Genomic DNA, 12,423 nt, shown 5'->3' with positions numbered 1-12,423 from the left:
GCGAGGGGTTAGCGTGCGGGCGTGGCCTACTTCGACTCCGCGTCCTCCGCGCCCCTCCACCCCGTCGCCCGCCAGGCCCTGCTCGCCGCGCTCGACGAGGGCTGGGCGGACCCCGCACGGCTGTACCGCGAGGGGCGGCGGGCCCGCCTGCTGCTCGACGCGGCCCGGGAAACCGCCGCGGAGGCCGCCGGCTGCCGCCCCGACGAGCTGGTCTTCACCTCCTCCGGCACCCGCGCCGTGCACGACGGGATCGCCGGGGCCCTCGCCGGCCGCCGGCGCGTGGGCCGGCATCTGGTGGTGTCGGCCGTGGAGCACTCCTGCGTCCTGCAATCCGCCGCGGCCCACGCGGCGGACGGCGGCACGGTGACGGAGGTCGGGACCGACCGCGCCGGGCGTGTCGCCCCCGGCGCGTACGCGGCCGCGCTGCGCCCGGACACCGCCCTGGCCTGCCTGCAATCCGCCAACCACGAGGTGGGGACGGAACAGCCGGTCGCCCAGAGCGCCCAGGACTGCCGGGCCGCCGGGGTGCCGCTGCTGGTCGACGCGGCCCAGTCGCTGGCCTGGGGACCGGTGCCGGGCGACTGGTCGCTGCTGACGGCGAGCGCGCACAAGTGGGGCGGGCCCCCCGGGGTGGGACTGCTGGCCGTTCGCAAGGGTGTGCGGTTCGCCCCGCGCGGCCCGGCGGACGAGCGGGAGTCCGGGCGCGCCCCGGGGTTCCCGGACGTCCCGGCCGTGGTGGCCGCCGCCGCCGCGCTGCGCGCCGTGCGCCAGGAGGCGGAGCGCGAGGCGGCACGGCTGCGGGCGCTGGTGGAGCGGATCCGGGCCCGGGTGCCGGAGCTGGTGCCGGAGACCGAGGTGGTGGGCGATCCGGTGCGGCGGCTGCCGCATCTGGTCACCTTCTCCTGCCTGTACGTGGACGGCGAGGCGCTGCTGCACGAGCTGGACCGGGCGGGCTTCTCCGTCTCCTCCGGCTCCTCCTGCACGGCGTCCACACTGGTGCCGAGCCATGTGCTGCGCGCGATGGGGGTGCTGTCCGAGGGCAACGTGCGGGTGTCGCTGCCGCCGGGGACGGCGGAGGCCGAGGTGGAACGCTTCCTCGGTGTGCTGCCCGGCGCGGTGGCGGAGGTCCGCGCCCGGCTGGGCGCGCCCGCCCCGGCGGACGGCGCTCCCGGGGGCAGGCGGTCCCCCGCCGCCCGGCCCGGAGGGGAGGAGTCCGCGGGGGACGAGCCGGTGCTGACCGTCGACGCGCTCGGCCGGCGCTGTCCCGTCCCCGTGATCGAGCTGGCGAAGGTGATCGGGGACGTACCGGACGGGGCGGTGATCGCCGTCCTCGCCGACGACGCGGCGGCGCGGCTGGACATCCCGGCCTGGTGTGCGATGCGCGGACAGGAGTATCTGGGCGAGCGCCCGGCGGAGGGCGGGACGTCCTACCGGGTGCGCCGCCGGGCGTGACCCGCCGGACGGGAGATGCCCCGGCCCCGGCGTGTCGCGGTCCGGGGAGCCGCCCGGGTGGCACCCACGGGCGGCGCTCCGGGCCGCGACGCCTCACCGGCGCGGCCCCGCGCGGCGGGAGGGCGGCCCCCTGGAGCCGGGCAGGCGCTCCGGGGCGGCGGGCGGGACCGCCCCGGGCGGGCGGGCCCCCGCCTCTCCTCCGTCCACGGAGGCCCGGGGCCGGGGCCGGGCCGGAAGCGGTACTGATCGAGGCCCCGGGGCGGCACAGAGTCTGCGCGGCCCGGGGCGGCGGGAGAGCGGCCGCCGGAGCCGGGCAGGCCCCGGGGCCCCCTTCCGGGCGGCTCAGGCCAGGTGGCTCCGTACCTCGGCCGCCGCCTCGTGGCCGTAGGCCTTGGTGAAGCGGTCCAGGAAGTGGCCGCGGCGCAGCTCGTACTCCTGGGTGCCGACCGTCTCGATGACCAGGGTGGCCAGCATGCAGCCGACCTGCGCGGCGCGTTCGGTCGTGACACCCCAGGCGAGGCCGGAGAGGAAGCCGGCGCGGAAGGCGTCGCCGACGCCGGTCGGGTCGGCCTTCCTCTCCTCCTCCGCGGTGCCGACCTCGATCGTCTCCCCGTCCTTCCGCTCGATCCGCACCCCGGCGGGGCCGAGCGTGGTGATCCGGCTGCCGACCCGGTCGAGGATCTCCTCCGCGCTCCACCCGGTCTTGGACTCGATGAGGCCCTTCTCGTACTCGTTGGAGAAGAGGTACGCGGCTCCGTCCACCAGGACGCGGATCTCCTCACCGTTCATGCGGGAGATCTGCTGGGAGAAGTCCGCGGCGAACGGGATCTTCCGGGTCCGGCACTCCTCGGTGTGGCGGAGCATCGCCTCGGGGTCGTCGGCGCCGATGAGGACGAGGTCGAGCCCGCCGACCCGGTCGGCCACGGCCTTCAGCTCGATCAGCCGGGCCTCGCTCATGGCACCGGTGTAGAAGGAGCCGATCTGGTTGTGGTCGGCGTCCGTGGTGCAGATGAAGCGGGCGGTGTGCAGTATCTCGGAGATCCGCACCGAGGCGGTGTCCACGCCGTGCCGCTCCAGCCAGGCCCGGTACTCCTCGAAGTCCGCGCCGGCGGCCCCGACGAGCACGGGACGGACCCCCAGCTGGCCCATGCCGAAGGCGATGTTGGCGCCGACCCCGCCGCGCCGTACCTCCAGACCGTCGACCAGGAAGGAGAGCGAGACCGTGTGGAGCTGGTCGCCGACGAGCTGGTCGGCGAAGCGGCCGGGGAAGGTCATCAGGTGGTCGGTGGCGATGGAGCCGGTGACAGCGATACGCATCGGAGGGCATCTCCTGCGGGCAGTGGAAAGCGGACGTTTCACGCTACCGGTTCCCGGGCCCTGCCCCGGCAGCCGAGAACTACCCGATAGTAGGGCTTTCTCCGCCCGTCGCGGGACGCATACGGTGCCGGTGGCAGGCATTCCGCCTCTCCGCCGCCCCCGGCCCCTTCAGGAGTTCTCATGCCCCTCGCCCCGCTGCCCGGCGGTTCCGTGCCGCCGCGCACCGCCGATTCCGCCCCGCTGGAGCTGGACGGCGGCCTGGCCGAACTGCGGGGTGACTGCTTGCGGATGGCGCCGCACTGGAGGACGTCCGGACCCGGCCCGGAGGCCGCCGAGCCGGTTCCGCCGTCCCGCATCCGCGGGGTGCGGGTGCCGTCGTCCTCGGCGCGCCTCGTGGCCGGCATGTCCGAGTACGGGGAGCCGGCTCCCCGGTCGTGAACGGCCGGCTCGCCGGCTCGCCGGCTCGGCCGGTCCCACGGGTTCAGCCGGTCCCACCGGTTCCTGCCCGCCCGCACGGCGGGCCTCCGCACCGGAGAGCCCGGCCCGGCCCGGATGGCGGTGACCGTCCGGACGACGTGGGAACCGTACACGCGTGCGCTCCGTCCCATCGGCGTGTCCCGGTCAAGGGGCATGACCGACGCGTGAATCCGCGCGGGTCCCCGGATCCGCGGGGCGGAGTGATGGGAGCGATGCGGTGACCACCGAGCGATCTCCGGAGGACACACCCGAGCCGGACGCCCCCGGCACGGCCCGCAGGCGGCGTTCCGTGCTCGTCGCCGCCTCGGTCGCGGCGGCGGTGCTGGCGGCCGGGGGCGGCGGCGCCTACTGGGCCTCGACCGCGGGCGGTGGCGGCTCCGGCCCCGCCGCCGATCCGCCGCCCCTGCGCCTCGACGGCTGGAGCGGGGCGGAGACCGGGGCGGATGTCGCCCCGGGCGAGCCCGGTCCGGTGCCCGGCGCCGAGTACGCGGCCGCGGGCGACCTGCCGGACGGCCCGGACAGCGCCCCCGTGTACCGGCCGCGCGGGGAGGTCCCGCGCGCCGCCGCCGAACGGCTGGCCCGCGCCCTCGACGTGGACGGCAAGGCCCGTCTCGCCGGGGACACCTGGCAGTTCGGCCCCCGCAAGGACCCCTCGGGGCCCCGGCTGGACGTCGCCCGGCAGGCGGCCGGCACCTGGACCTTCCACGCCTACGGCCCCGGCGGCGGCTGCGGCGGCACCGGCGAGCCGTCCCCGGGCGGTGGGACGAGCGGGGCGGAGAAGGCCCCCGACGGCACCACGAGCTCCGCCCCGTCCTGCTCCTCCTCCGCCGGCGACCCGCCGGAGAAGGGCGCGGGGAAGACGGAGGACGGCCCCGGTGACCCGCTCTCCGCCGCGGCGGCGGAGAAGGCCGCCGCGCCCGTGCTGAAGGCCCTCGGCCTGGCCGGCGCCGCACTGGACTCCTCCGCCACCACGGGCGCCGTCCGCACCGTGAACGCGGCCCCCGTGCTGGACGGCCACCCGACCTACGGCTTCCACACCGCCCTGCGGATCGGCCCGGACGGGGCGGTCGTGGACGGCAGCGGGCACCTGGCGGAGCTGCGGAAGGGCGCGGAGTACCCGCTCCTGGGCGCCGGGGAGGCCCTGAAGCGGCTCAACGCGGCCGGTGACGCCGGGCGGTCCGGCAGCGGTGGCGGGGACTGCGCCTCGGCCGTCCCGCACCGGGACGGCGACGGCCCGGCGGCCCCGCCCTGCGCGGGGCCCGGCGCGCCCGAGACGCTGCCGGCACCGGAACGGGGGGCGGCCGGACGGGAGCCCGGGGCGGCTCCGGAGGGCGACCCGGGAGAAACCGAGCCGACCGGGCAGAGCGAGCAGACGGAGCAGCAGGGGAAACAGGGGAAGCGGACGGAGCCGGGGGACGGCCCGGCCGGTGAGGGAGCGGAACGGTCCCGGGTGACGGTGCGCGAGGCCGAGTTCGGCTACGCCGCCCAGTTCGTCGACGGCGCGCAGGCCCTGGTGCCGTCCTGGCTGTTCCGGGTGGAGCCGGCCGGCGCCGGTGACCCCTACACCGTGAGCCATCCCGCCGTGCGGCCGGAGTTCGTCGCCGGGGACGCCCCGGGCTCCCGCCCCTCCGCCCCCGGCGACCGGCCGACGTCCGGGCCGGCCGAGCCCGCGGAGCCCGGTGAGCCCGGCGGCGACACCTCACTGACGCAGGTGACGAGCTACGAGGCGGACGGCCGCACCCTCACCGTGCGGTTCTGGGGCGGGGTGTGCACCGACTACACGGTGACCGCCGAACCCCGCGGCGAGCGGGTGGAGGTCCGGATCGAGGGCACCGAGAAGGAACCGGGCCGGATGTGCGTGAAGAAGGCGGAGCGCATGACGGAGAAGGTGACGCTCGACGAACCGCTGGGTGACCGGGCCGTGGTGGACGCCCGCAGCGGCGACCGGGTGCCCGAGGGGAAGTGACGCGGCCGCCGTCGCCCGGCGGCCCGGCCGGACGCGGGGCCGGCGGCCGTGACCAGGGGAGCGCGGGCCCCTGTCACAGGGCGCCGCTGAGGCCACGGCGGTGAGAGCGGCGGCGCCGGTGCCCCCGCACGGCGGCCCCGGGACCGGCCGGGGACGCGGAGCCGGCACGGCGCCGGCCCAGAGCGCGCACGGAGCGGACACAGCACAGCCCGGACATGGCGGAGGCGGCGAACCTCAGGGTTCGCCGCCTCCGCCATGTCACGGTTCAGGCCACCGGCCCGGCCACCGGGGGCCGGGCCCGCCGGTCCGGGGCCCGGTGCCCTCCGGTCCGCGGGCCGCCGGGGGCCGGCCGGTCAGCTGAAGGAGTCGCCGCAGGCGCAGGAGCCGGTGGCGTTGGGGTTGTCGATGGTGAAGCCCTGCTTCTCGATGGTGTCGACGAAGTCGATGGAGGCGCCGCCCAGGTACGGGGCGCTCATCCGGTCGGTGACGACCTTGACGCCGTCGAAGTCCTTCACGACGTCCCCGTCGAGGGAGCGCTCGTCGAAGAAGAGCTGGTAGCGGAGACCGGAGCAGCCGCCCGGCTGGACCGCGACCCGCAGCGCGAGGTCGTCCCGCCCTTCCTGCTCCAGCAGCGCCTTGACCTTGCCCGCGGCCGCGTCGGACAGGAGGATGCCGTCGCTCGTGGTGGTCTTCTCGTCCTGCACGGACATCTGCTCTCTCCCGGGTTGTACGGATCGCTTGCCGTCGGCTCAACCCACGGCGCCCCGGATTCATTCCGGGTGGCGGTGCGCTTTCTCCGTTCATGCTCGCACACCCCGCCCGGACGGGGCAGCCTCACCGTTCGCGGGCGCGGGGCCGGGCGGACGGATGCGTCACATCGACACGATCCCCATCGTCAATCTGACGTGAAGCAGCTATGATGAATAGCGTCAATCAGACGAAAAGGGTGTCTGCCGAACAGGAAAAAGGTGCGCGCAGTGACCACCGCACAGCCTCTCGACGTCTCTCCGACACCGCTCGCGCTCCTGTTGCTCGGCCGCGAGGCCGACCCCAGGAGCGAGCGCGGTGTGGAGTGCCCCGGCGACCTGCCCGCGCCGTCCGACCCGGACCTGGTGGAGCGCGCCCGGGCGGCCAAGGCGCGGCTCGGGGAGAAGGTCTTCGTCCTCGGCCACCACTACCAGCGGGACGAGGTGATCCAGTTCGCCGATGTCACCGGGGACTCCTTCAAGCTCGCCCGGGAGGCCGCGGCCCGCCCGGAGGCCGAGTACATCGTCTTCTGCGGTGTCCACTTCATGGCCGAGTCGGCGGACATCCTCACCTCGGACGCGCAGCGCGTCGTCCTCCCCGACCTCGCGGCCGGCTGCTCCATGGCCGACATGGCCACCGCCGAGCAGGTCGCCGAGTGCTGGGACGTCCTGACGGAGGCGGGGGTGGCCGGCTCCACGGTGCCCGTCTCGTACATGAACTCCTCCGCCGACATCAAGGCGTTCACCGGCCGGCACGGGGGCACCATCTGCACCTCCTCCAACGCCCGGCGGGCGCTGGAGTGGGCGTTCGGCGAGGGTGAGCGGGTGCTCTTCCTCCCCGACCAGCACCTCGGCCGCAACACCGCGGTCCGGGACCTGGGCCTCTCCCTGGACGACTGCGTGGTCTACAACCCGCACAAGCCGAACGGCGGGCTCACCGCCGGCGAGCTGCGGGCGGCGAAGATGATCCTGTGGCGCGGCCACTGCTCGGTGCACGGCCGGTTCTCCCTGGACTCCGTGAACGAGGTGCGGGAACGGATACCGGGCGTCAACGTCCTGGTGCACCCGGAGTGCCGGCACGAGGTGGTCGCGGCGGCCGACCACGTCGGCTCCACGGAGCACATCATCCAGACCCTGGAGGCGGCGCCCGCGGGTTCGAAGTGGGCGATCGGCACGGAGCTGAACCTGGTCCGCCGGCTCGCGGCCCGCTACGCGCCCGAGGGCAAGGAGATCTCCTTCCTCGACCGGACGGTCTGCTTCTGCTCCACGATGAACCGGATCGACCTGCCGCACCTGGTGTGGGCGCTGGAGTCGCTGGCGGACGGGAAGGTCGTCAACCGGATCGAGGTGGACCCGGAGACGGAGACGTACGCGAAGGCCGCGCTGGAGCGGATGCTCGCCCTGCCGTAGCCGGCGCCGTCGCCCGAGCAGGGCACCCGTCACCGGCAGGGGCCGTCGCGCGCCGCGGCGGCCCTTTGCCGGTGACGGGCCGAGCCCGTCGCGCGTCAGGGCGGGGGCAGCGGCCGGGCCCCGCCCCGGTGCACCGGCCGGACCAGACCGGACCGGTAGGCCACGACGACCAGCTGGGCCCGGTCCCGGGCGCCGACCTTGGTCATCGTGCGGTTGACATGGGTCTTGACCGTCAGCGGACTGACGGAGAGCCGTTCGCCGATGTCCCGGTTGGACAGCCCCTCCGCGACCAGGGCCAGCACCTCCCGCTCGCGGGAGGTGAGGGCGTCCAGCCCGCCGCCGTCCGCCCCGTCCCCGCTCCCGCCGTCCCCACTCCCGCCGTCCCGGCCGCCCCGGCCGTCCCCGTCCGCGGCCGGGCGGTCCTGGGCGAGGAAGGAGGCGATGAGCGCGGTGGTCGCGACCGGGGAGAGCAGCGACTCCCCCGCGGCGACGGTGCGGATCGCCGTCAGCAGTTCCACCGGTTCGGCCCCCTTGCCGAGAAAGCCGGAGGCACCGGCGCGGAGGGCGGCCACGACGTACTCGTCCGCCTCGAACGTCGTCAGGACCAGGACGCGCACCCCGGCCAGGTCCGGGTCGGCGCCGATCAGCCGGGTGGCGGCGAGCCCGTCCGTGCCGGGCATGCGGATGTCCATCAGCACCACGTCGGCGCGGCGTTCCCGGGCCAGCCGGACGGCCTCCGCGCCGTCGGACGCCTCTCCCACCACCTCCAGGCCGGGGTCGGAGTCGATGAGCACCCGGAAGGCGCTGCGCAGCAGGGCCTGGTCGTCGGCGAGCAGCACCCGGATCGTCATGACGCGCTCCTGGGCCGCCGGCGCTCCGGCGCGCCCACCCGGCCGGGGCCGTCACCGGCGGCGGGGAGCCCGCCCGCGGTGAGCGGAAGCCGGACGCGGACCCGGAAGCCGCCGCCGCGGCACGGGCCCGCCTCGCACGCCCCGCCGAGCGCCGCCACCCGCTCCCGCATCCCGAGCAGGCCGTGACCGCCCACCGGCCCGGCGGAGTCCCCGCCGGTCCCGGCCCCTCCCAGCCCTCCGGCGGCTTCCGTGCCTCCGGAGGACCCGGTGGCCGCGCCGCCGTCCCCGGCCGGGCCGCCCCCGCCGCCGTCGTCCACCACACCGATCTCCAGCACGCCCTCGCCGCGCGCGATCCGCACCGTGGCCGTGGCTCCCTCCCCCGCGTGCTTGTGGGCGTTGGTCAGCGCCTCCTGCACCACCCGGTAGGCGGTGAGGTCCACCGCGGCGGGCAGGTCCCCGGCCACCTCCGCGGCCTGGTCGGGACGGCGGCTGAACCAGGGGCCACGGGACCCGTCGGAGGACACCTCGACCTCCACGGGCAGCCCGCTGCGGGTGAACCCCTCCACGAGCTGGTCGAGCACCCCCAGCCCCGGCGCGGGTTCGGTCGGCGCCTCGGGGTCGCCGTACTGGCGCAGCAGGCCGACGGTGGCGCGGAGTTCGTCCAGCGCGGACCGGCTCGCCTCACGGACGTGCGCCAGCGCCTCGCGGGCCTGGTCGGGGCGGCTGTCCATGACGTGCGCGGCCACCCCCGCCTGCACGTTGACCAGGGCTATGTGGTGGGCCACGACGTCGTGCAGCTCCCGGGCGATCCGCATCCGCTCCTCCGCGACCCGGCGCCGCGCCTCCTCCTCCCGGGTCCGCTCGGCCCGTTCGGCACGCTCCCGGATCGCGTCGACGACGGCGCGGCGGCTGCGCATGGCGTCCCCGGCCGCCGCGGCCATGCCCATCCAGGCGAGCACGGCCAGGTTCTGCTGCCCGTACCAGGGCCGGGGACCGCAGAGCATCGCGGCGGCGCCGAGCAGGACCACCGCGGGGAGGCCGAAGCGGAGGGTGGTGGAACGGTCCGTGCGGCTCGCCAGGGTGTAGAGGGCGACGGCCGAGGTGGCCGCCATCGGGACGCCGTGCTCCCCGGCCCCGGCGGCCAGCTCCAGCAGGCTGAGGACGACGGTGGCGGTGAGGACCCGGGCGGGCGCGCGGCGGCGGAGGACCAGCGCCGCGCAGGCGGCCACGGCGAGGACCACGCTGAGCGCCCCGGGCTCACGCCCGCCGAACCGTGGCTTCCCGTACGGCTGGTGCTCCACCGACAGCGCGAAGAGGATCAGCACCAGCAGCGCGACCGCGAGCACCGCGTCGAGGAGCAGGGGGTGCGGGCGGGGCAGCCGGCTCCGCGCGGGGGCCGGCCCCGGACCGGCGGCGAGGGTCGTCACGGCGGGAACGGTACGGCGGCCGCCGCCCGGCGGCGGGCGGGCCCGCCCCGGTGGGACGGGCGGGGGCGGAGGGCCGGGGCGGCGCGTCGCGCGGCGGCCGGCCCCGCGCACCGGGCCGGTGCCGCTCCCGCGGAACGCCGGACCGCGCGCGGGCACCCGGGCTCCCCGGCGCGGGCCCGCACGGCGGCCCGTACGGGGAACGGCCCCACTGCCGGTGTCCCGGCGGCCCGCGCCGGGGCGGCGCGGAACTCCGGGACGGCCGGGACGGCGGCGGACTCCGGGACGGCCGGGAGCTCCGGGGCGGCGCGAAGCGGCGCCGGGGCCCCGCCGGGGCACCGGCGCGCGGGCACAGCGGCGGAGCGCGGGCCGTGCCCGCGGCGCGAAAGCCGCGAGCGGCGGGTCAGCCCCGTTGTCAGGGCCGGGATGGGCGCGGACACAGGCGTTACGTGGGGATGAGGCCCTCGTCGCCCAGCATGTCCCTGACCTCGTCCAGGCTCGCCTCGGGCGACGGCAGGATCAGCTCGGACGGCTCCAGGGCGTCGTCGGGCAGCGGCTCGCCGAACTCCCGCACGGCGTCCAGGAGGGCGTGGAGGGTGCGCCGGAAACCGGCCTCGTCACCGCTCTCGACCTCCGCGAGCAGTTCGTCGTCCAGCCGGTCGAGTCGGGCGAAGTGGTGGTCGGCCAGTTTCACCTGCCCCTCGCCCATGATCCGTACGATCACGACGACCTCCTCCGATGGTGCGATGGTGCCGGCGCGCCTGGTGCCGCCGCTGAAGGCCGGCAGGTGCCGCCGAGTGCTGACAGATGGCTCACGGATGGTGACGGGTACTCAAGGGTGCTGCTGAGGTGACGGCCGGGGGCCGCCGGCCCGCCGTGGGCCCGGACGGCGGTGCCGGGGCCCGGCTCGCACGGCCGGGCCGCCGCCCGGTCAGTGCTTGCCGAAGTCCGGCCCGCTCCGCTGCGGGTTCTCCGGCTGCTGCGCGGGCTGCGCCTGGGGCGCGGACTGACCGGGCTGGCCGGACTGCCCGCTCTCGATCGCCTGCTGCGGGGAGGAGCCGGCCAGCTCGGCCTTCATCCGCTGGAGCTCCAGCTCCACGTCCGAACCGCCGGAGAGCCGGTCCAGCTCGGCCTGGATGTCGTCCTTGGCCATGCCGCTGGGGTCCTCCAGGGCGCCGGAGGCCATCAGCTCGTCGATCGCGCCGGCCCGCGCCTGGAGCTGCGCGGTCTTGTCCTCGGCCCGCTGGATCGCCAGGCCGACGTCGCCCATCTCCTCGGAGATGCCGGAGAAGGCCTCGCCGATCCGGGTCTGGGCCTGGGCGGCGGTGTAAGTGGCCTTGATCGTCTCCTTGCGGGTGCGGAAGGCGTCGACCTTGGCCTGGAGCCGCTGGGCGGCGAGGGTGAGCTTCTCCTCCTCGCTCTGGAGCGTCTGGTGCTGGGTCTCCAGGTCCGTCACCTGCTGCTGGAGCGCCGCCCGGCGGGAGAGCGCCTCGCGGGCGAGATCCTCACGGCCCAGGGCGAGCGCCTTGCGGCCCTGCTCCTCCAGCTTGCCGGACTGGTTGCGCAACTGGCCGAGCTGGAGCTCCAGCCGCTTGCGGGAGGTGGCCACGTCGGCGACGCCGCGCCGGACCTTCTGCAACAGCTCCAGTTGCTTCTGGTACGAGTAGTCGAGGGTCTCGCGCGGGTCCTCCGCCCGGTCCAGGGCCTTGTTCGCCTTCGCGCGGAACATCATCCCCATCCGCTTCATGACACCGCTCATGGGTCTCGCGCGCCCCCTTCTCCGGGCTCGTCCTCGGACAGTCCTCAGGACCCAACAGTACGGGCCCTGCCTCCATTACCGCATTGATCGGCCGCCGATGCGCTCATCCTGCAGGACGATCACAGGACGGGCCTCTCCGGCGCAGGGAGTAGGCGCCGGCCCCGGGAGCGGCCACCGCGACCGGCCAGGCGGGCCCCGGCGGGCGGCGGCCGGCCGGAACACGGGCCCCTCCGTCACGCCGTCACGGCCCCGCCGCCGCCCCGCCGCCCGCTCCTCCCACCGCCCTGCCACCCGCCCCGCTCACCGGCCCGCCACCGCCCGCCCACGCGCCCGGCCGGTGACGCGCCGCCGGTGACCGTTGCGGGATCGTGCCCGGGACGGGCTGGGGCTCGTCCGGGACACCCCGTACCCTTGGGTCCCGTGTTCCGTAGCCGTTCGAAGGATGAGCAGGCCGCCACCGCCACGGTGGCCGCGAGCTCCCAGCAGCCCCGTGACCCGCAGGCCCCGAAGGGTCGTCCGACGCCGAAGCGTTCGGACTCCCAGGCGCGGCGCCGGACCCTGGCCACCAAGCCCGGCGACCGCAAGGAAGCGGCCCGCCGCGCCCGCGAGGCCCGCCGCGCCGACCTGGCGCGCCAGCGGGAGGCGCTGGCCAAGGGGGACGAGCGCTATCTGCCGGCCCGTGACAAGGGCCCGGTGCGCCGCTTCGCCCGGGACTTCGTCGACTCCCGGTTCTGTGTGGCGGAGTTCTTCCTGCCGATGGCCGTGGTCCTGCTCGTGCTGTCCATGCTGCCGTCGATGCAGGCCACGGTGACCCTGGTGTGGATGGGCATGATCGTGATGATCGTGACCGACTCCATCGGCCTGGGGATCCGGTTGCGGAAGCAGCTCTCCGTGCGCTTCCCCGAGGAGTCCCGCCGCGGTGTCGTCTTCTACGCCGTGATGCGCAGCCTGCAGATGCGGCGGCTGCGTCTGCCGAAGCCGCAGGTCAAGCGCGGAGAGCGGCCCTGAGCACGGAGAGTGC

11 protein-coding genes are annotated in these 12,423 nt (G+C 76.1%); 5 read left to right on the top strand and 6 right to left on the bottom strand.

The window, feature by feature from the left end; translation table 11 throughout:
- Positions 1–21: 21 nt before the first annotated feature.
- The gene (locus HCK00_RS04200; RefSeq protein ID WP_168100347.1) at positions 22–1,452 is read left to right on the top strand and encodes a cysteine desulfurase/sulfurtransferase TusA family protein; all 1,431 of its coding nucleotides are present in this window, start codon (positions 22–24) and stop codon (positions 1,450–1,452) included.
- Positions 1,453–1,794: 342 nt separating this feature from the next.
- Here the strand turns inward: HCK00_RS04200 and HCK00_RS04195 are convergent, their stop codons facing one another.
- Positions 1,795–2,769, bottom strand: coding sequence for a carbohydrate kinase family protein (locus HCK00_RS04195; RefSeq protein ID WP_168100346.1), 975 nt, complete (start codon positions 2,767–2,769; stop codon positions 1,795–1,797).
- 180 nt (positions 2,770–2,949) lie between these two features.
- Here HCK00_RS04195 and HCK00_RS04190 point away from each other — a divergent pair, with 180 nt between their 5' ends.
- Positions 2,950–3,207 carry a hypothetical protein gene (locus tag HCK00_RS04190; protein WP_168100345.1) on the top strand — a complete coding sequence of 86 codons (258 nt, stop codon included), beginning with the start codon at positions 2,950–2,952 and terminating at the stop codon, positions 3,205–3,207.
- A gap of 256 nt (positions 3,208–3,463) precedes the next feature.
- A complete protein-coding gene (locus HCK00_RS04185) occupies positions 3,464–5,212 on the top strand; it encodes a hypothetical protein (protein WP_168100344.1) in 1,749 nt (582 codons plus the stop codon).
- Between the two features lie 353 nt (positions 5,213–5,565).
- Here the strand turns inward: HCK00_RS04185 and HCK00_RS04180 are convergent, their stop codons facing one another.
- Positions 5,566–5,922 carry a HesB/IscA family protein gene (locus HCK00_RS04180; protein WP_168100343.1) on the bottom strand — a complete coding sequence of 119 codons (357 nt, stop codon included), beginning with the start codon at positions 5,920–5,922 and terminating at the stop codon, positions 5,566–5,568.
- Positions 5,923–6,189: 267 nt separating this feature from the next.
- Here HCK00_RS04180 and nadA point away from each other — a divergent pair, with 267 nt between their 5' ends.
- Positions 6,190–7,368, top strand: coding sequence for a quinolinate synthase NadA (gene nadA, locus HCK00_RS04175; protein WP_168100342.1), 1,179 nt, complete (start codon positions 6,190–6,192; stop codon positions 7,366–7,368).
- Positions 7,369–7,463: 95 nt separating this feature from the next.
- On the opposite strand, the gene HCK00_RS04170 is transcribed toward nadA, so the two are convergent.
- The 4 genes from HCK00_RS04170 to HCK00_RS04155 all read right to left on the bottom strand — a co-directional run bounded on the left by HCK00_RS04170 (position 7,464) and on the right by HCK00_RS04155 (position 11,402).
- Entirely contained in the window at positions 7,464–8,219 is a 756-nt protein-coding gene (locus HCK00_RS04170; protein WP_168100341.1) for a response regulator transcription factor, read from the bottom strand.
- Positions 8,216–9,646: a sensor histidine kinase gene (locus HCK00_RS04165; protein ID WP_311765131.1), complete on the bottom strand. Its 1,431-nt coding sequence runs from the start codon at positions 9,644–9,646 to the stop codon at positions 8,216–8,218. Before HCK00_RS04165 ends, HCK00_RS04170 begins: the two co-directional genes overlap by 4 nt.
- Positions 9,647–10,088: 442 nt before the next feature.
- Entirely contained in the window at positions 10,089–10,367 is a 279-nt protein-coding gene (gene pspAA / locus HCK00_RS04160) for a PspA-associated protein PspAA (RefSeq protein ID WP_168100340.1), read from the bottom strand.
- Positions 10,368–10,574: 207 nt separating this feature from the next.
- Positions 10,575–11,402: a PspA/IM30 family protein gene (locus tag HCK00_RS04155; protein WP_240965202.1), complete on the bottom strand. Its 828-nt coding sequence runs from the start codon at positions 11,400–11,402 to the stop codon at positions 10,575–10,577.
- A 411-nt stretch (positions 11,403–11,813) separates the two neighbouring features.
- On the opposite strand from HCK00_RS04155, the gene HCK00_RS04150 reads away from it, so the two are divergent.
- Positions 11,814–12,410, top strand: coding sequence for a DUF3043 domain-containing protein (locus HCK00_RS04150; RefSeq protein WP_206319865.1), 597 nt, complete (start codon positions 11,814–11,816; stop codon positions 12,408–12,410).
- The last annotated feature ends 13 nt before the right edge of the window (positions 12,411–12,423 follow it).

Origin of the sequence: Streptomyces zingiberis (assembly GCF_012034935.1) — a bacterium.
Taxonomy (GTDB): domain Bacteria; phylum Actinomycetota; class Actinomycetes; order Streptomycetales; family Streptomycetaceae; genus Streptomyces; species Streptomyces zingiberis.
Note: the sequence above shows the minus strand (reverse complement) of the source record. Positions and strands in the feature narration are given on the sequence as shown.